This is a genomic window from Vibrio sp. 2CM40D, from assembly GCF_023161825.1.
GTDB lineage: Bacteria > Pseudomonadota > Gammaproteobacteria > Enterobacterales > Vibrionaceae > Vibrio > Vibrio alginolyticus.
In genome coordinates this window covers 412,373-433,337 of sequence record NZ_JALNTL010000003.1, presented here as the reverse complement: position 1 = coordinate 433,337, position 20,965 = coordinate 412,373, and the positions used below count along the sequence as shown (strand labels likewise).

Annotated in this window: 9 protein-coding genes; 2 read left to right on the top strand and 7 right to left on the bottom strand. The window is 44.6% G+C overall.

The window, feature by feature from the left end:
* Nucleotides 1-243: 243 nt before the first annotated feature.
* Both MTF70_RS08535 and ampC read right to left on the bottom strand, forming a co-directional pair.
* Nucleotides 244-882, bottom strand: coding sequence for a CatB-related O-acetyltransferase (locus tag MTF70_RS08535; RefSeq protein WP_005373432.1), 639 nt, complete (start codon nt 880-882; stop codon nt 244-246).
* Between the two features lie 94 nt (nt 883-976).
* Entirely contained in the window at nt 977-2,128 is a 1,152-nt protein-coding gene (gene ampC, locus MTF70_RS08530; RefSeq protein ID WP_205461069.1) for a class C beta-lactamase, read from the bottom strand.
* A gap of 360 nt (nt 2,129-2,488) precedes the next feature.
* On the opposite strand from ampC, the gene MTF70_RS08525 reads away from it, so the two are divergent.
* The gene (locus tag MTF70_RS08525) at nt 2,489-3,892 is read left to right on the top strand and encodes a PLP-dependent aminotransferase family protein (protein ID WP_205461070.1); all 1,404 of its coding nucleotides are present in this window, start codon (nt 2,489-2,491) and stop codon (nt 3,890-3,892) included.
* 514 nt (nt 3,893-4,406) lie between these two features.
* Here the strand turns inward: MTF70_RS08525 and MTF70_RS08520 are convergent.
* The 5 genes from MTF70_RS08520 to MTF70_RS08500 form a co-directional block, all read right to left on the bottom strand.
* Nucleotides 4,407-13,745: an Ig-like domain-containing protein gene (locus MTF70_RS08520; RefSeq protein WP_205461071.1), complete on the bottom strand. Its 9,339-nt coding sequence runs from the start codon at nt 13,743-13,745 to the stop codon at nt 4,407-4,409.
* A gap of 120 nt (nt 13,746-13,865) precedes the next feature.
* A complete protein-coding gene (locus MTF70_RS08515; protein ID WP_005373442.1) occupies nt 13,866-14,480 on the bottom strand; it encodes a tail fiber protein in 615 nt (204 codons plus the stop codon).
* A 146-nt stretch (nt 14,481-14,626) separates the two neighbouring features.
* Nucleotides 14,627-15,574, bottom strand: a complete 948-nt coding sequence (locus tag MTF70_RS08510; protein WP_224721233.1) for a formyltransferase family protein — start codon at nt 15,572-15,574, stop codon at nt 14,627-14,629.
* A 7-nt stretch (nt 15,575-15,581) separates the two neighbouring features.
* Nucleotides 15,582-16,880 (bottom strand): hypothetical protein, encoded by a 1,299-nt coding sequence (locus tag MTF70_RS08505; protein ID WP_205461072.1) that lies wholly within the window; start codon nt 16,878-16,880, stop codon nt 15,582-15,584.
* Between the two features lie 86 nt (nt 16,881-16,966).
* The gene (locus MTF70_RS08500; protein WP_248393927.1) at nt 16,967-17,254 is read right to left on the bottom strand and encodes a hypothetical protein; all 288 of its coding nucleotides are present in this window, start codon (nt 17,252-17,254) and stop codon (nt 16,967-16,969) included.
* Between the two features lie 495 nt (nt 17,255-17,749).
* Here MTF70_RS08500 and MTF70_RS08495 point away from each other — a divergent pair, with 495 nt between their 5' ends.
* Nucleotides 17,750-20,923, top strand: coding sequence for an AAA family ATPase (locus MTF70_RS08495; RefSeq protein WP_017819913.1), 3,174 nt, complete (start codon nt 17,750-17,752; stop codon nt 20,921-20,923).
* Nucleotides 20,924-20,965: the final 42 nt, after the last annotated feature.

Genomic DNA, 20,965 nt, shown 5'->3' with positions numbered 1-20,965 from the left:
GGATCAAAAAGAGCCGCTACATGCGGCTCTTAATGATTATAATTTCCCGATATTCCATCGGTTTCCCCTTAACCAAACACGTTGTCCTCTTGTTCTTGAACGCAAATGGTACGCGCCCTATCATGTTCACGTAAAAGATCAATAAAAGAATAAAATGATTACTCATTGTATTGGCTAGATATCTAATACAAAGAGGCCCAACAATACCTCTTTCTTACTTTCTAAACAGTGACGCTGTCACGATTATGAGTGGTTTCTATCATATTCAGCGCTTGCCTTTCTCAGCCCTTCTAAATCGTCTGAACATAAAAATCTCTTCAGGCTGTCGATTTTCTTATCAGGCCAATCATATATCCTAAGAGCAAGCAGTTCGTCTATCGTCTCTCGAGAAAAGCGATATTTGACATGCTTAGCTGGTGACCCCGCAACCATGCTGTAAGGCTCAACATCTTTCGTCACCACACTGTTTGCCGCAACGATTGCTCCTTCTCCGATAGTCACACCCGGCATTATCATGGATCGCATACCGAGCCAGGCGCCATCGCCAATATGAGTATCTCCTTTCCCGACGTACGCTTCTTCAATAAAGTCCATAAATGGGTACAAGGAGAACCAATCAGCTCTATGTGTACTGTTTCCCCCCATAACAATGACAACTTCCGCTGCAATACAGACAAAGTCACCTATATGTAACTTATCAATCTTCCATTTTGGTTCCCAATCTCGGCTGAACTCATCGCCTTGTAGATATCTTACAACAGACTCTTCAAAACCGGCGTCCCAACAATCACTGTAATAACTATGTTTACCTTTAATCGTTATATTTGGGTTCGTAACAACTTCATGTAGCAAAGTCACCTTAGACCAATGCTTAGTTTTCATGAATACTCCTATAAATACTATCTAATAAAACACTGTAGATAGTATGTATCTAAATAAGCTCTAATAATTACGTAGTGCCTATTACCACTAAAATTTACTTCACCACTGAGCTAATAATATGGTAAGCAGCCTCTACTCTTTCTGCATTAGGGTAGTTTTTATTCGCCAGAATCACTATGCCTATTTTTTCAGAGGGTACATACGCGACATATGCCCCAAAGCCACCTGTTGAGCCCGTTTTGTTATACCAAACGTCACGACCGAGAGTACCAGATACACTTGCTTGAACCGGTTTAGCTTTGAGAATTACATCGCTGGAGTTACCCTTCAATAATTGCGAAAGTGAAACGGGGTAATCATAACCCTCCCATCCTACGGCTTGTGTAAACGTGTCGGTATCAAAATACTTAGTATGAGTTCTCTCTAGCGCATTTTCTATATCAGTATTAAGTTGCGCTTGACCCATATTTGCTTCGATATATTGAAGCATATCTAAGCTTGTTGATTTAATACCATAGGCTTGTGCATCAAGAATACCTGGATTAACTCTAACGGGTTTTCCCTCAGAACTATAACCAAAAGCATAGTTGTTAAGCTTATCCTTTGGTACATCGACAAAGGTATTGGTCATACCGAGCTCAGGCAGGATGACGGTTTCCATCATTTCCGTATAGTCTGACTTCATACTCAAGGCACCGATGTAGCCAAATAGACCAATACTAGGGTTTGAGTACTTCCTCTTAGTACCGGCTTCGTACTCCGGTTTCCACGTTTTGTAGTACTGCATCATTTCAGCGTCGTTCGTTACTTCGCTAGGGAATTGCAATGGTAGACCACCTGCAGTGTAGGTGGCGACATTAACTAGCTTGGTATTACCCAGAGCACTATTCTCTAATTCTGGAATATAATCTTTGACCTTGTCATCCATGTCTAGCTTACCTTTTTCTTGGGCGTACCCAGTCAAAGTAGCAGTAAAAGTTTTACTGATAGAGCCGAGTTCAAAAATTGTGTCGTTGGTGACTAAACTCCCCTTACTTACGTCAGCCAAACCGTAATTATAAAAATAACGTTTACCATCAATCGTTACTGCAACAGCCAACCCCGGAATGTCGTATTCGTTGATTAATCCTTTAGCGCATTCATCAACTACGCTCTTTAATTGACTGCTAACCGTTAACTCCGTTTTCGCAAACGTGACGAAAGAAGTGAGCGATAAAATGGCCAGCAAGGCATTGTTTAACTTCATTGAACCCTCAATTTTTTAATTTTAACTTATAATTAATTTCTAGTTTATTCCAAGGCTTTTAACTTTTTATATAAAAGTAATCCTGACTTGAAGAACTCCAATCGTTAACCCTCGATGAATAACACTGTGTCTTCAAATTTTTAGTGCGATATAAACAGGTCTAAACCTGATCACCGTTGATAGGTAGGCCGGTTAGATACGAATGTAAGTAACATCCGTTTCCAAAATGGGGAAATAGTGTACTCAATTACGCTTTCTCCATATCACGATAACGGTATACTAGGTAGATATACTTGGTATATACAGATCCACATCCTCACAACGCTTTAGAACCACTTTTCAACGTCTACAGAGAAAACGATGCCATTTTCACTACACTTCGAAACTGGAAAAGTCACCAGCCAACAACTTTACTCCGAGATATACCAAGGGATATTAGAAGGCAGATTACGATCAAATGAGAGATTACCGTCAACCCGCATGCTGTCGAAAAAGTTAGGCATAGCAAGAAACACTGTCATTTCGGTGTATGAGCGACTTCAGTTCGAGGGGTGGATAGTAAAAAAGGCAGGATCTGGCACGTACGTAAGTAATGCTCTAGAACAAACGGTGAATCAAGATAAGAGACCAATAAAACACTACCAACTAGGGGTGTTTGGCACTAACGCATCGAAGAAGCCAGAGATCATCGCACCAAAGAATCTAGACTATGACTTCACTTTAGGCGTTCCTGATCATCAGAGAATAGCAAAGCATATTTGGCGACACTCAAGACTGAGTAGGCTCAATGCATTAACTCCAGAGTTTGCACATGGCGGTGATTTACAAGGGTTAGCTTGTTTACGAGAGTCTATCTGCGAGTATGTGAGACACTCGAGAGGCGTAATCTGTGACCCTGAAGACATCATCATTACTCAAGGGTGCCAGCAGGCAATAATGACGACTCTCCTTACATTACTCTCTCCCGGGGATCTCGTGTCGACGGAAGATCCAGGATATCCTGTTTTTCGAAATCAAGCTCGATTACTTGGCGCGCAAATAGGCTCCGTGCCGATGGACGACCAAGGTGTTGTCGTTGAATCAATCGCTTCTAATGCCAAAATTATTTATACAACGCCTAGTCATCAGTTCCCTTTAGGCTTTAGCTACTCAGCTGACAGGAAGTTAGAACTGCTGAGATGGGCAGAAGTTAATAACGCAATCATTATCGAAGATGATTATGATTCGGAATATCACTATCTCAATACCAGTAAGAAAGCTCTCAAGTCACAAGACAAAAATGACTGCGTCGTTATGATAGGCAGTTTCTCTAAAATACTATTTCCCGGCATACGCATTGGCTATATGATTCCGCCAAAGTCTTTAATAGAGCCAATTTCAAATATGTTATGGCACTTGGGAAGAAGTACATCTGTAGTGTCTCAAATCCTACTTGACGAATTCATGCGTGACGGTCATTTCTCTTACCATTTACTCAATATGAATAAAATCTACAGCGAAAGGTATAATAAGCTAACTCAATTAATTGACAACATAGATTGCTTACAACGTATTCCAAGCCAAGGTGGATTGCATATAGCAGCTGAAGTATCGGGATGCGCGACACAAATGATGAATAAATTTGCTTCATCAAATGTAGCGGTTTACCCATCATCGCATTTTTCTATCAACAATCATTCTAATGCCCTCTTATTTGGATTTGGCATTATTCCTACCCAAAAAATAGAAAAAGCATTTGATATTATTCAATCAATATTGGATTAAAACAGATATAAAATTATCGTTTTGCTCGGTATCAATTTATCGTCGCAGTTATCAGCATCAGGGCGACAGCCAGCGTGGAACGCTTTTCAACCCAATAAGGGTTCAATACGAACTGTGTCGCTCTGACACGCTTGGTTTGGCTTCAGCCCCAACACTATATTTCTTCGACTGTAAACGTACTAGGTTCAAAGTAAAGCGACGTATCACGCTGACATTTGCAGCACTACCAACAACCCTATTGCGTAAATCATCTTCTTTTAAGTTAAGTTCACATCGAGCATTCAATGAACCTTATTTTTCTAATATCGAACCGTAAGTTCTGTTTAACACTCTATCAAAACACTATCTTTCGCTAGATGTTAAAGAAGAAAAGACTTCAAGGTAATTAAGGATTTGTTATAGACTATTGACCTACATAATAAAGAGCACAATCACGACATTAATCTCCAGTGATTTACCATACCGCTTCATGAGCAATTGGGATATAAATTATCGAAAAATACCAAACCATAAGTTAATACGCTGCTAACGGCTCAAAAAAATAACGAAGTTGTAGCGCAATTATATCAACATCATTTTCATGTAAAAAATAACGAGCGCCTTGGACACCGATCTCCCAATTATCTGAGAGGTTGTAGCCAACTTCTGCACCAATATATCCATCAAAACCATCCACTTCCGTCGTTATCTTGCTGCCTTGATACGTACTTTCAATATCGGTATCCCAGAACAAGCCCCCCAAACTCAGTTTTGCGGACCATGAATTGTATTGCCAGAACTTATAACCGATGTCGAAGCCCATGCCCTTAACAAGGAGTGGGGCTATAGATGCGACATTGGCGTGATAGTCTTCTGGTGAAGTAGTAGCACTACGCAATGTAGCACTACCTTCACCCATATCAATATAACGAATAGTTCCAGACCATTGATCAGAAAAAGTATATCCCAACCCGACAGAGCGATAGAACCCGGTGTTGTCAGTAGAGATTACGTTATCACCTTTAACAGCATCACGCTCATCTGCATGGCTTGACCCCATTTGAACATCAACATACCAGCCCGCTTGACTACTAAAACTAAACACAGCAATTAGTGCTAGAGCACTGTTTCTTCCATAACGTTGCATGGCTCCTAACAAAATCAAAAGCATCAACACCATGCCACCCAATGATCCTGCTGAAGTATTTTCAACCTTTACATCTCTTACCAACTTAACGGTCACTATAACTTTCCCCGCGTCTTGCAGGCCTTGGCTATCCTGAATGATATATGTCAACACATCATTGCCTTCAAACCCTGAGGTAGGGGTATAGGTCACGCTCTGATCTGCATTCATGACCGCCTGCCCATACTGCGCTTGGACTGAAACCAACTTCAATGTGTCGTTATCCGGATCGGTATCGTTAGCAAGGACATAAACCGTGACAGGGGTACGATCATCGGTGGTAATATTATCGTCCACCGCATTCGGATTCTGACTGTTTACCACATTTACCGTCACCTTCGCCGATCCCGTTCCACCATTACCATCCGTTACGCTATAAGTGATCAAAGCCTCCCCGTAGTACTGTGGTTGAGTGACATAACTTAGTTTGTTATCAACCACACTAACACTACCAATATCTACAGAAGCGCGACTTACCTTCAGCCCATCACCATCAGCATCAGCATCATTGCTCAATACATCGATCGTCACCGTACCATTGAGACTAACAAACGCATTGTCGTCAATCGCTTGAGGGAGTGTATTATTGCTTACACGAGCGGCAACGACGCCAGGGTCAACGACACTGCCATTAGCCAATCCGTCATCATCGTTCGGACCACCGTCTTCAATGGTAAGTTGTACACACCAGTCACCTTCAGTCAGACCCTGTGACCATGAACTGTGCCCTGGTGGCGGACAATAACCAGCCTCGCCAGCACTAGAAGAAACCGTGTTTTGAGCATCCTCAATAAAGTCTATCCACCCCTGTTCAGCGTTATACTTTCGGTACACTGCATTTGCTGGAACAGGTAAACGCTGAGGCAAAACTAATTGATAGCTTTGGCCGGGCAGCGGCAAATTAGTTACTACAAAATCAAAGATTCCCCCTATGCTCTTCATGTTGATATCTTTAGGAAGCTCCTCATCCAGCAATAAAGCTCCTCCTGTTGCGTTAGTCAGAATGGTTATTCCTTTGCGTAAACAGACACCTGGCTGCCCCTCAATGAGGAAGCGATCTTTTTCTGACACAACCTGTTGAATTACGTTACAGTCAGAAATTGCATCAAGATAATCAGGGATACCATCACCATCACTATCATTATGACCTTCTTGATCATCCGGGATTAAGTCGCCATCACTGTCTTCACTCCCGAGCTCCGCCAATGTTTGTACCACTTCTAAATAGACATTCCGTGTCACTGATAATGGTGGAGTGCCATTGTCAGTAACTGTCAATTGCAAATTGTAAATCGCTGAACTCAGTAATTGCGGAGAGAAAGTCAATGTTTCGCTGTACATCTGCCCCGCAATCGCTTGGTTAAGTACATCGCTATCACTACTCCATCTGAAACTGTGTATATCGGACATATTGGCATCACTAACACTGCTCGTGATTGTGACCGGTTCAACACCATTTTCAATTTGGCTCCGCTGCTCCCCCGCCTGAGATACACTTACCGTGACCTTCGGAGCCACATTCTCTTCAAAGATTGTCAAGGTGTAACGACGCTTACTACCTAGATTAAGGGTGCTGTCCAGATCAATCACTAAGGTTTCAACGCCCTCATTTTGTCCATCATTAAGTAGTTCGAACGAAAGTTTGCCTTCGGTACCACTAGGTATCACCACTTCACCAGAGGTGAGCGTGTGGTCATCACTGTCCGTGCTTCCTGAAACCGTATAAGGTATGATTACTGGGTAGCTCGGCGAAGGACCGTTAAGGTGTATCGATACGCTATGATTGGTGCCTTCCGTGGTTTGCGCATCTTTGGAGATACTTATCAGTGGATACACTGTTACCGTTTGACTAGCTTCAGCGACGTTTCCATCAGAGTCTTGAGTGCGCCAATAGACCGTATTAGTTCCAGGTCGGAAAAAGGTCGTGCTGTCGACCAATGAAACAGGTAATAGCTTGCCTGTACTATCTCGTGCCACAGCAGAGCCTAATGCAACTTTAGTAAAGAGCGAAGTTGCGTTCACTTCGATATCTGAAGGTGCGGCTATTGTTGGTGCGTCCAATTTCGCACTTTTAATTGTCACGATTACTTTCGCGGTGGCCTTTCCACCGTTACCATCTTTCACACTGTATTGCACTGCCACTGTACCAATTGAGGTCGTTACCAATTGGATTTGACTGCCCACAATCGTTGCCGTTCCAGATGTAGGTTTAACCCATTCCAGTTGTAATGTATCTAGATCAACATCGCTGTCGTTGCTGAGTACATCCAATAAGTAGCTACCATCGTTACTCTCGGTAAAGACATAGGTATCATTAACCGCCACTGGCTCATCATTAACGTTGATTACCGTGATGCTAAACGCTGCTAAAGATGTGCTTAGCTCACCGTCTGAGACACTAATAACAATATTATTGGTGCTGCCAACATGCTCATTTTCCGGCGTACCACTTAGCAACCCAGTTGCTCTATCAAAGGTTGCCCATGATGGTTTATTGCGGATTGAAAAGCTCAAGCTACTACTATCAACATCCGATGCCTGCAGCGCAAAGCGGTACGTACTGCCTTCGTTGACGGTAAGAGCAGGAGTGCCACTGATCACTGGCGCGTCATTGACATTGTTAACCACAATACTGAATCTATTGAGCATTGTGGTCGTGAGACCATCAGAAACCGAGATAACAATGCCCTGATATTTGCCAACATCACCATTATCTGGTGTACCACTAAGCGTGCCTGTTGATGCATCAAAGCTAGCCCAAGATGGCTTGTTCACGATACTGAAGGTGAAGGCTTGGCTGTCAACATCTGACACTTGTGGCGTGAACAGATAGGTGCTGTCTTCATTCACTTGTGTTGCTGGTGAACCAGAGATAACGGGTGCATCGTTAACGTTATTCACAGTAATCGAAAAAGCTGACAATGAGGAAGAAATAGAGCCATCGGATACGCTAATCACGATACCTGGATAAGTCCCCACATAACGGTTACTTGGCGTGCCAGAAAGCGCTCCTGTTGTCTTGTCAAATGTAGCCCAAGGTGGCTTGTTAGCTATCAAGTAGGTCAGAGTATCCGCTGGGTCATTGTCCAATGCCGCGGGCACAAACTGATACACACTATCTTCATCAACTTGCGCCGATGGGGTACCCGTAATCACTGGCGCGTCATTAACGTTATTCACCGTGATGGTCACTAACGCCACTCCAGAGGTAAGTTCTCCGTCACTTACGCTGTAAGTGAAACTGTCCTGACCAAAGAAGTTACTGTTACCCGTATAAACCGCGTGATTGCCTGTGACGGTAACATTACCGTTGACTGGCGATTTTACAATTTGATAGCTCAAAGATGAGCCTTCTGCATCGTTACCATTTAAAGTAATGGTCAGCGGTATTTCTTCCTCTCCCGTAGCACTGATATCGGTCGCGGTTGGTGTATCGTTGACTGCATTAACCGTCAAATCGACACGAACCTCTGTCGAGTCGAGATCACCGTCGTTGACCTTGAACAAGAAGAAGTCGGAGCCATTGAAGTCCGCTTCTGGTGTATAGCGCCAACTATTATTGGTCAACTGCTCTAGCACGCCATGACTGACTTGCTCAGTGATAAGATACTGCAGAGTGTCATCATCGTTATCAATATCTGAACCAACCAGCGTGATCACCAAACTATTGTCTTCATCAAGCGTTTGTGACTGTGCTTGCGCCATTGGTGCGTCGTTGACTGGTGTTACTGTCATGGTCACTGTTGCGGCGTTAGATACAGCACCTGCTAAGTCTGCCACCGTATAGGTGAAGCTATCTTCACCGAAGTAGTTCTCATTGGGGTTGTAAACAATCGCTCCTGACGCCGTCACGTTCACACTGCCATGTGCTGGCGTATCGACGACTGTGACACTAGTGAGTTCAAAACTGTCTCCAACATCGGCATCACTATCATTGCCTAATACATTGACCTCGAAGGAGCCTCCCTCTAGTAGTTGTGCACTGTTATCAACAGCAACGGGGGCATCATTCACTGGCGTAATATTGAGCGTGACGGTTGCAGGCACTGAGACTGCTTGACCACTATCGGTTAGCATGTAGGTAAAGCTATGTTGACCATTAACGTTCGCTGTTGGCACAATCTTTAAGGTCCCATCGACATTGACACTGACCGTGGCAAAACTGTATACCCCCTCTCCTTGACCAAGATCTTGCAGGGTAATACTACTCGGGGTGAATGACCCATCTTCAATATCACTGTCGTTACTTAAAATATCGAGTGTCGATGTGATATCTTCATCAAAAGTAAAACTGTCTTCCTCCGCTACTGGTGAGTCATTGACGGAACCGATATTGACGCTGACCGTGGCCGCAAGAGAAACGCCGCCTTCACTGTCTGCGATCGTGTAAGTAAAGCTATCGCTACCATTTTCATTCGGATTCGGCGTATATACAAAAGTGCCTACAGTTTGATCAATGGCTACTTGTCCTTTTTGAGGCAAACTAACTAACGATAAATCACCCGTTGGGATGCCATCTTCAACATCCTCCGCTTGACTACGCGCGCTGACTGCTGCGCTTGCGGTATCTTCGTCGGTGTTGATGGTCAGCGCTTTAGCGACTGGCGCATCATTTATAGCCATGATAGTGACGGTCACTGTCGCCTCTTGCGACTCCTGCAGCAGGGCATCTTTCACGGTATAGGTAAAGCTATCTGTGCCTGTCTCATTATTATTTGGCGTATAGGTAACAACGCCGTTGCTGATCGACACCTGACCTTTAATTGGTTGCGTTTTAATCGTTGTAGAAGAAGCGACCATGTCATCATTAACATCGGAATCGTTGGCTAACAGATTAAATTGTTTCGCCGTATCTTCCTCAGTCGAGAAGCTATCATCAACTACCGTTGGCGCGACATCGTAGCGTTTGGTCACAGTATCCGTCACTGCATCAGATGCGTTGCCTGCGGCATCGGTTACCACCACGCTTACTGTCAACGTCCCCTCTTGCAAAATAGTGACGTCAATGCCCGTTACTTGCATGGTCTCCGAAGAAATTGTTTGACTAGCGCCGTCAATGGTCGTGGTACCGTCGGTCACGCTATAAGTGAACATCGCGTTCACTTCAGCTGCTGCGAAGGTAAAGCTCATCGCCTGTTCGTTGGTTTTGTTAATGCTCTCCTGATCAATGCTGATGCTATGTCCAGTCGGGATCCCCGTATCCACTGAGATCAACAACTGAGTCGCTGCTGTATTGAGGTTGCCAGCTGCGTCGCTAAATTTCTCGGCTGCAACATCAATAGTTGCATCCTCAGTGCTTTCTTCTGCAGGTGTAAAGGTAGCCGTGTAACTGGCGCTACTGCCCGCAAAGTTAGAAAGAGTTCCTCCAGCCACGGTCACATCGGCTTCGGAAAAATCAGTTGCGGCTTCACTCAAGGTAAACGTGAGTGTTGCCGTTTCACCCGCTTTCAACGCAGCGCTGGAGCTAGTGATACTAACGGTTGGAAGCACAGTATCGACGCTGATGGAAAGTGGTGTAGCTGCACTATTGGTGTTACCAGAGGCATCGGTAAATGTGCCTGTGGCAACTTCAATAGTACCGCTCGTCGCACTCTCTTCCGTTGGTGTAAAGGTCGCAGTGTAGCTGCTACCACTGCCAGCAAAACCAGACAAAGTACCGCCACTAACCGTGATATCCGCCTCGGTAAAATCGCTCGACGCTTCACTTAAGGTAAAGGTAATGGTCGCCGTTTCGCCAGAGATCAAATCAAGGTCTGAGCTGCTCAAAGAAACAGTTGGCCTCACGTTATCTAACGTAATTGTTGTGCTATCTATACTGGAGGTGTTGCCCGCCGCATCGCTCTGGCTCGCCGCGACCGTCAGGGTGCCGTTGTTAAACGCACTTACATCAAACTCACTGCCAATAGTCGTCCAAGCCCCGGTATTGTCGGCCGTCACCGTACGACTGACTGAGTTGTTATTGTCCGTGATGGTCACGGTCACACTATTGCCAGCCTCCGCGCCGGAGCCAGCAATCAGCACATCATTGTCTTCTGCCGCATTGACGATACCGTCGATTGCAATCGGCGTGGAAATGGTAACAGCGGATGGCGCTGCGTTATCTAGGGTTACGCTCTGGGTGGCTACGGTGGAGATATTACCTGCTATATCAGCTTGGGTTGCAGACACAGTCAGGGTGCCATTGCTCAAGCCACTGATATCCAGCTCGCTGCCGCTCAACGTCCAGTTGCCTGAGTTGTCGGTCGTCACCGTACGACTGACAGAGCTGTTGTTATCCGTGATAGTCACGGTCACGCTGTTGCCTGCTTCCGCGCCGGAGCCAGCAATCAACACATCGTTATCTTCCACTGCATTAACAATACCATCGGTTTCAATCGGTGTAGTGATGGTCACAGCTGATGGTGCGGCGTTATCTAAGGTAATGCTCTGGGTGGTCACTCTGGAGGTATTACCCGCCGTATCCGATTGCGTCACAGCAACTATGAGTGTGCCGTTGTTCAGGCCACTGACATCAAGCTCACTGCCGCTCAACGTCCAGCTGCCTGAATTGTCGGCCGTCACCGTACGGCTGACAGAGCTGTTATTGTCCGTGATAGTCACGGTCACGCTATTGCCTGCTTCCGCACTGAAGCCAGCGATCAGTACGTCGTTGTCTTCTGCCGCATTGACGACCCCATCAGTTTCAATCGGCGTATTGATGATTACAGCAGATGGGTCTGCATTGTCCAGAGTAATACTCTGGGTGGCTGCGGTAGAAGTATTACCTGCTATATCTGCTTGGGTTGCAGACACAGTCAGGGTGCCGTTGTTAAACGCACTTACATCAAGCTCACTGCCGCTCAACGTCCAGTTGCCTGAGTTATCGGCCGTCACCGTACGACTGACAGAACTGTTATTGTCCGTGATAGTCACGGTCACGCTGTTGCCTACTTCCGCGCCGGAGCCAGCAATCAGTACGTCGTTGTCTTCTGCCGCATTGACAATACCATCGGTTTCAATCGGCGTGGTGATGGTCACTGCTGATGGGGCTGCATTGTCTAGGGTAACACTCTGGCTAGCTGCGGTGGAGATATTACCTGCTATATCTGCTTGGGTTGCAGACACCGTCAGGGTGCCATTGTTCAGGCCACTGACATCCAGCTCGCTGCCGCTCAGCGTCCAGTTGCCTGAGTTGTCGGCCGTCACCGTACGACTGACAGAGCTGTTATTGTCTGTGATAGTCACGGTCACGCTGTTGCCTGCTTCCGCGCCGGAGCCAGCGATCAACACATCGTTGTCTTCTGCAGCGTTGACGATACTGTCAGCCTCAATCGGCGTGGTAATGCTCACTACGGATGGTGCTATTGTATCAATGGTGACACTTAACGCGTTGGATGCCGAGCTAACATTATCATCGCTATCAGACGCTTTAGCACTTATTGCATGTGTAATACCAGACGCCAACTCATTGGTTGTTATCTGCCAGTTTCCTCCAGTAGCAGTGCCTGTGCCAATAACCGTTGCACCTCCACCGACTTGATCACTGTATAAAGTAACGATCGATCCACTCTCAGAAGTCCCACTAAACGTTGGTGTAGTGTCACTGGTAATATTATCAGTATTTAATGGCCCGGTATCCGAACTAGCATCTAAATCGGGTGTAGATGGCGCATTTGGCGTGGTATCGACTGTCGTAAAGTTAAATGTGGCATCATCGCTGATCCCAGCGAAGCTATTATTTGCGCTGTCAGCCACGGCACTGGATTCAATATGAATGGCGTAGGTCCGGTTCCCTGCCAGATCACTGGTTGGGTTTAAGTAAACTTTATTGTTGGTAACACTGATGCGACCAGCGCCTGGTGATGTTGTTGTGCCATCGCTTTCGGTGGCAACATTAAATACTTCAAAGTCGCGACTGTCGGTAACATTACGAATGGTAATATTGCCGCTCTTCAGCTCAATATTTTCATCGAAGGCAATCTCGATGTTGTTGCTAACAGAAACATTGGTTGCATCATCAGTGGGAGTTGAGCTCGCACTGACAAAAGTAGGCGCGGTAGAGTCTGAAACCGCAGCGTCATCAATCTTGATACTTCTGATAAGATAACGAGAGTCAGCACCCGGACTTCGGGTAAACGCCATAGTCACTGTATCAACGTCCTGCCATGCCGAATCATTAAAATCTGTACCACGGGTCAGGGTAAACAAGTCCTGTAACCCTGAGTTTGCTTCACCACCTTTTGGCAAGGTGACAGTTTCGGTCACTGTTTGAATATCATTAGAGAAGCCAGTTAACACAAGTTGATACGTTTTATCTGAGTCTCGGGCCGACCCCTGCATATAGGTAATTTCGTCGAAACTGAAGTTAGTACTTGATTTCTCAAAAAAGCGGAAGCCACGATTGTTGAACTCATTAATCATGGTATTTGAGTAAAGAACACCAGCTACAAATCCGAGGTCATTTAGGCCAGTAAACGGAGTGCCATCCGAGCTAGTGCCCGCATCTAATACCATAGATACAGTACCTGCATTGGTAAGAGTGACTGAGGGCATACCCCCTGTGACGCCGGTCTCCACCTCACTAAAATTGGAACCTGAACCATTAGAGTAGTTAATCGTTTGCTGTGCAGCCCAGGCTCCACCGGAAAAAAACGCTGAGAACACCCATGCTGTTGTAATTGCGATCGCAACCTGACGATGTAATCTCATTTTCCTCTCCTGAAGATGACGGCCTTATCAACATGGCCGGGTTATCATAATCAACTTAAATATTTAATTTTTTTATAGGAAAGGATTAGCTAAAGATTCAGCCAATTCTTTCTTGGTTGATTAGCTGTGCGGTGGGTATACTCCCGCAGTGGCAATTAACCAATTAATCGGCAATACCGGGCTCAGAATATTAAGTGGCATTGAACCGCCTGTTTCAGTCACAGTTACAGTACCTCCGCCCGAGCCACTACCAGACACACTTAAGCCTTCGATCTCGGTCAAATCTGGTTGCTGAAACGTCGGTTTATAGAACCCGGGGGTAGAGTTTTGCGCTATATACGAATTACTATCGGGTACCTGTGTATTTGCAGCATTGGTAGCAACCTGCATCCTGCCTGTTACAGGTGCAGAAGTGCCAAGAGGGGTAAAAATTGCCGTATGTAAGTGTGCTGGCATTTGAGTTATATCAATAGTTACCAGTTCAGTACCCAATCTTTCTCCCTGATGATAATCCATCCCCCCAGGTCGTGTGCCTACACCAACTGGACTGCGGCCACGCAAATCAGGTAAACCAAAGGTAGTTCGGGCGTCACCTCCGTATAGAGTGCTAACTAGAGAGAAGAGCGCTGGATTATCTTCAATTGCCTGCATTTGCCCCGAGCACATTGCCCAATTTCTAATTGCAAAATTGCCACCAAATGCGGTTAGTGTCCCAAGATACGGTTCTGTAGCCATACTGTTCTTCCTTTCAACGTATACACTTAAGTTAAAACCAGCCCATAACGAAATTGGTGTGGTTGGTTAAAACTTTCCAATCTCGCATTACTAAATACCGTTACGGGCTTCATCACTGCCGCAAAGAGCCGTATTGAGATATTTATTTACTCACAAGCAGAAGCGTGCTGGAGCAATGACATCCCAGCATCTAGCCCAGCCATTTGCGCATAGCGATAACCCGAAAACACGCCTTGCGGTGTAGCAATAACATCTATTGATATGGCGCTATCTAACGTTTTCACTTGTAACCCATGTTGTGGGCTGATCTCGAGAATTCTCCCCGCCTCTACACCGACTAAAGAAGTCTCCATTGCGCTTGCTTGCAAAACATTGGCGACACCACTTGGCAAGCTCAACATCGCACCACCGAAGTCATGATTGCCTGCTCGCACTAAGTTGACGATTTCGCGACTCGTTTGCACGTTCCAACGAAGGTGCAGATCATGTTGGTTTACTGCTCGTGCCACTTCGTTGGGGTTTGATACTTGTTCACGCCAAACCAGCCCTTGCTTTTGTTGCGCGATGAGGAAGTCATACATCAGCTTAGCCGTCATTTGTGACGCTTTTTGCTGAGCACTGGTTAAGGTCTCAAACGGGTGAAATGGTACCTCTAACTCCATTCCTATAGCGCCGGAATCAGCCGATGCCTCAAGACGATGCAGGGTGAGGCTAAAGGTGTCTAAACCCTCTCTTAATTGCCAATAGAGAGGCATCGGGCCTCGATACTCGGGCAGCTTTCCCGGATGAATGTTGTACAAGTTTCCGTTGAAAAACTGACACAGCGAGGAATGAACTATGTGCCTGAACAAATAGATAACGCCATCCGTGACTCGCCAAACATCGAGTTGCGCTATCAAAGCACTGCTGTCATTGGCGGTATACTGAGCAATATGAATCGATTGAGCGCTCAGATAGCTCTGTAGCTGCTGTAAGTCAGGATTTAGTTCTCCTTCCGGTACTACCACGCCCGCCAATTTATGCTGTTGTGCCAACAACTGAATGATGGGCAAGGCGTAACAACTTCCTGTAAAAACGACGTATTTTTGCTGCATATCGAAATCATCCATGGGTGGCGACAAAACCTGGCAATCCGGTTAACTGATAATAGAAACTGACCTTATCCCCTCCCTTCGCTTCAAAGTAATGGTGTTCAACAGCTTTGGGCTTGGCATTCACATAAAAAGTCATGTCGGGTTTAGGATGGGTAATACCAGAGTCGTATTGTCCGACCATCGCATCTCCGTAAGTATCGATATGGCTGTAAATGGCGAGGATACGTTTTGCCATATCTGGCACATCTTTCGGCAGCTCAATGGTGTTGCCTTGCAGCATTTTTATTCCACCATCTAGCTCAAAAATCTCGCTTCTGAGCAACATGGCTTTATTGACGTTAAGAATTTCTCCCAGATCAATTCGATCATCGATCGCTTCCGGCTGGCAATGGTTGGAATGTGCATACTCTGCTTTTTCCCATTGTTGATTAAATTCCGTCTCCCCGATGACCACCATGGCGCGCACAGATACCTGATTGGGGATCATTTCGCCTTGAATATGTAAATATTGAACCAAATGTTTCGCGATGCTGAGGAACCCTTCCCGACTAAAGCCATGCTGCATCGCTTCAAGTATCAGGAGATCAAACGTTTGAGTTGGCGAAAATTGGGTAGCATCTTCTTCCACTAAGGCTTCAATATAGTCTGCGATATCGAGATCCGCGATCAATTGATTGAGTGCTTTAATGGCTCCGGGGTGAATATCTACTAGTGTCACCTGAAGCTGCTCTGCGCTAATTCGATCACTTTGTTTGTAGTGAGCAAGTAAAGGCAGCAGCAATGGTGCAAAGGGGCCGCAAGCTGGATAAAGCACTTTAACCTGTGACTTGTTGGCAAGCATATGTTGGATAGCTTTGTTTATACCACACGCAAAGCCTTTAATTCGGTACACATCTTTGATGGTGTGTTTACAGTTAAGTGGGGACATCACCAGCCCAGACGTGGAAATGTACTGTCGGGTCAGTTCCTCTTGAGTGAGTTTAGCCAGAGAAAGAGATTGGCAAGCGTTGCCATACATGCTCTGAAAGGCTTGCACCAGTGTTCGGTGCTCAACTTTCGTCTCCTTCAATACGAGCTCAACTGCCGCAGCGAAACTCTCTTTCAGTTGCCGTTGGCGTTCAGCCGTGCTGAGTTGGTTTTGGAGCATAGCCTCAAGTTGAGTCCGTAATGAGTACTTAAGCAGCTCATCCATTTCGGGTTCAGCAAAACCAAACTGTTGAGTTTGTTGCTGCACTTCTTCAACACCGACCGTCTCACGAGATTGAGGACGTTGCTGGTAGAATTCTATAGATGAGCCTTTTTGCATAATTCATGAACCTCACTTGCCGCTGTAGCAGTAGTTAATGATGTAACACACCTGTACTTGAGAAAAACATATGCCAGAGGTCCGCGTTACAATATCTCAGCTCCCGGCTCTAACTTCATAAACCGTACTGACAAAATTGGGCAGAAAAATTGAGATAAAAACAGTTCTAATCCTGTAAATTCAGAGAGTAGTAAATAGTTAGGGTAATAGGCCTTTCGATGTGATTCTTCTAAAGCAAGCGCTTGCCAATCCCCTCGATGGCAAGATCGTTTGACATATAGCAGCCACGCAGCCTCCTTAATAGAGGTAAGCGCGGCACTCAAGTGTGGTGTAATATGAAAGCCTTTTAACAGGCAGAAAAAGCCAATATCCATAGTATAAAGCCAACTATTTATAATATTGAAATTAAAATAATTTTTTCGGCAGTCATTTTGAAATTGCCGATATTTGATTTATAGACTAGAAAAAATCAGTTAGCCAGAATAGAGATCAAAAAAAAACACTAAAAATAAGATTGTCAATTTATATCTCTAAAATTAAAGAATTTAATTTTTAAAGTTTAATGAAGTCCAATATAAGTTTAAGGTGTGCAATCTTTTAAAAGATATAAGTTTAAAGATATTTCAAAAAACTTATTAAGAAAAACATGAACTCACAAAAATAAATATCAAAATTATTAATAAAAAAACACCACTAATATAACAATGAATTAAGGTGATTTGAAGATTAAAATGCCCATTTCATTTTCGTATATAACATTTTAACTACTAGTATTATATATGTGGTGAAATAAGATAAATTTATTCACTCAACATATCCAATCGATTCAGGTTTACTGGGAAAAGCTATACGTTACAACGGAGTGAAATATGGCAAATAGGGATGGAAGAATTCCACTCAACGTATTACGACTCAAAGAACTGAGAAAGAAATTAGGACTGAGCCAAGAAAAACTGGCGGAAGAATGCTTTCAACAGGGTTTTGTCGTATCTATTGCTTCTATAAAGCGAGCAGAGTCTGGGGCGAATGTGCTGTATCGTACCGCATCCAATCTCGCGGAATACTTTTCTGTCCCCGTAGAGGACCTTTTAATAGATCGGGCCTCAGAACCATTATTTACAAATGTATCTTCATCACCACCATATTTTTTTATTTTTGCAATCGAAGCAAAGTGTGATTTGACCGCAAAGGCTCTGCAAACCTTACTTCTCAGCCAAAACACTACACCCATAATACAAAACCGAACGTTTGTTCTTACTTGGTCTTTACAGGAATCGGACGAATATATTTTTGAGCGAATTCGACAACTAGCCCTTCAATTAAAGGTTGCTCTTTCGGCTTCGATTCGGTCTTTTATCAATGTGAAATACATGCATCGAATCACTGAGCTATCGGAACATCCGAATGCGATAACCCCAATCAATGAAATCCTAGTTAAAATCCCTTGGGGAGAAATAGCTGCTTGTCCTTGCTTTATCTCGTCCAATTGTGCCAGACCAATAAAACCTTTTCTAACAGGAGAGCCAGACTTCAACAACTGGCATTTTGTATCCTTACACCAAAACCATACTGACTGTTTCGTAGGGCGTAAACTTGAACTAGAAACATTGAATAGCGGAATCAAGCGATGGCAAAAACAAGAAGCAGGCCAAACGTATTGTATTACTGGTACCGCAGGGATAGGAAAGACCAGCCTACTCAACCAGGTCATTTCGTCTTTGAGTCGTTCTTCGTGTTTAACCACAGAGATTCAAATCCTGAATCATGGCAGTGCTGATCTCTTGTCCCCTCAAAATATATTCACTCGGGCAATTTGTTCATTTACTCGTGAAGATACCGATGATTCTATTCGTCAGCAGACTGTCGAGTCATCAATTCCCTCTTCTTTCCATCTCTGCCTTTATTGGTTAATGGGGGTAACACTCAACGAATCAGAAAAACAGCTGCTGAACTTAATGGAGTTCCAAACGCTGAAACAAACGATAGAGCAATCTATCCCTTTCTTAATTCAACAACGGCAGACCAGCAAACCGCATTTGATTATTGTTGAAGATGTCCATTGGGCCGACGAGGTAATGTTGGCATTTCTTGAGACACTGCTACCTTATATTACAAACACCAATATTTTACTCTTTCTGACGTTTAGGCAGCAAAAACGACTTAGTTCCAAACAATCTTGGTTTGCCAACGTGAATCTAATCGAACTTAGGGAGTTATCATCTGAAGAGTCTTACGAGTTAGCTTGCTCAATCACATGCCAACAGAATAAACATATCAATGACTGTATAAAGCTTGCGAAAGGCCATCCTCTATACTTACGCCAAACACTACTTTGTTCTCAGTTTGATAAAGACGTTCCGGAGTCATTGGAACATTTAGTTTCGATACAATTAGCTCAACTTCCAGCCCAAGATCGCCAAGCACTCTGTACTGCATCTGTGTTGGGGCAGTACTTTCAACTGGAGCAACTGCGTGAAATCACTCGAATTCCCGGCTACGTACCAGATAAGTTAGTCGACGCTGGCTTAGTAAAACTCAATGGCGATCAATACCTTTTCCATCATGATTTGATTTGTAATGCTGTTTTCCGTCAAATAGACAAGTCACAGTGTTCAAAAATACACATGGCCTGCGCAAAATGGTATGAGAACCGAGATCGGTTCTTATATGCAGTCCATATCAATCATGCCAAGGGCGAAGGTGTATTTACTGTTCTGGACCAGACCGCCAAACATTACCTGAGCAATTATCAATTTGAAAAAGCACTGACTCTTATTGAATACGCTATTAAAGAGTCACCTAAAGCACAGATGGCGTATGCACTAAATATGAAAGGAAACTGCCTGTATTCGATGGGACGCATCAAAGAGAGTATTGAGGTTCTTGAGCAAGCGATTCATCACACAGAAAATGATTCTGAACGTGTTCAATACTATTTAGACCTCATTAACCCCTACCGTTTAACCGACAACTTTGTACAAGCGATGTCGATTTTAGACCAAGCCCAAGCCCTGTGCGAAAAGCTGACGTTAAATAAATCTTTGTGTGAAATTCACTCGATGAGAGGTAATATGCTGTTCCCCACTGGGCAGCTAGACGAATGTGAGAAAGAACATTTACTTGCATTAGATTACAGTCAACGAGCAAACTGTTTTCGCGCGAAAGCAAAATCGCTTGGCGGCCTCGGTGATTGTGCCTACGCACAAGGAAAAATGGCTCGCTCATACGAGCACTTAACCGAGTGTTTGCAACTGTGTGAAGAGCATCAGTTGCTTTCGATTGAAACTGCCAATCGCTACATGCTGGCAACAGTGATGATCTATCAACTGCAATCTGACGAAGCACTAAAACAGGCTCAGCATGCCTCGAATCTTGCCTATCTCACGGCAAACCGCCGAGCAGAAATTGTTTCTAGGCTTACGGCTGCATGGATCTTTCTCGACCGTAATGTCTTGGTGCAAGCTGAAAACGAAATCTCGACCGCTCTACAACTTTCAAAACAGCTTAATGCTCATCGATTTGTCGCTTTTCTTTTGGAGTCCAGTGCAAGATTGCACTGGTATCAGGGAAAAGAGGAGAAAGCCCTTTCGGACATCGACACGGCTCTAGATCTTGTTCATATCAATAAGCTACACAATTTTATTGGTCCTTGGCTCGTATCTACCAAGGCACTTATTTGTGGCGATGAATCAACGGCCCTCTCCGCTTTGCGCACTGGTGAGGCTTGGCTAGAATCTACCTGTGTTGGTCATAACTATTTACGCTTTTACCAACAAGGAATCCAAGTAGCGTGGCAGTATAAGCAGCCTACGCTACTTCGAAAATATCGCGATAAGCTGTCTAACTTCACCCAAGAAGATCCGCATCCATGGGGTGATTTTTATATTGAACAAGCGAATCTGATGCTTGCCTTACTCGACCAGTCCAGCTCCGTCTCTGAGTTGTTAAACTTCAATCAGGCCGCGCGTAAGCATCAACTGAATCAGGCTCAAATAAGTGTTGATGAGCTCGACCATTGGCTCTCCACATCTACTCAACCATGAAATATTCAATAAACGAAGAAAGTCGATTAATTGCACCGTCAA

Bases quoted from the DNA above. Each gene is read 5' to 3' on its own strand.
- MTF70_RS08535 (WP_005373432.1), bottom strand. From the start codon at position 882: ATGAAAACTAAGCATTGGTCTAAGGTGACTTTGCTACATGAAGTTGTT.
- ampC (WP_205461069.1), bottom strand. From the start codon at position 2,128: ATGAAGTTAAACAATGCCTTGCTGGCCATTTTATCGCTCACTTCTTTC.
- MTF70_RS08525 (WP_205461070.1), top strand. From the start codon at position 2,489: ATGCCATTTTCACTACACTTCGAAACTGGAAAAGTCACCAGCCAACAA.
- MTF70_RS08520 (WP_205461071.1), bottom strand. From the start codon at position 13,745: ATGAGATTACATCGTCAGGTTGCGATCGCAATTACAACAGCATGGGTG.
- MTF70_RS08515 (WP_005373442.1), bottom strand. From the start codon at position 14,480: ATGGCTACAGAACCGTATCTTGGGACACTAACCGCATTTGGTGGCAAT.
- MTF70_RS08510 (WP_224721233.1), bottom strand. From the start codon at position 15,574: ATGCAGCAAAAATACGTCGTTTTTACAGGAAGTTGTTACGCCTTGCCC.
- MTF70_RS08505 (WP_205461072.1), bottom strand. From the start codon at position 16,880: ATGCAAAAAGGCTCATCTATAGAATTCTACCAGCAACGTCCTCAATCT.
- MTF70_RS08500 (WP_248393927.1), bottom strand. From the start codon at position 17,254: ATGGATATTGGCTTTTTCTGCCTGTTAAAAGGCTTTCATATTACACCA.
- MTF70_RS08495 (WP_017819913.1), top strand. From the start codon at position 17,750: ATGGCAAATAGGGATGGAAGAATTCCACTCAACGTATTACGACTCAAA.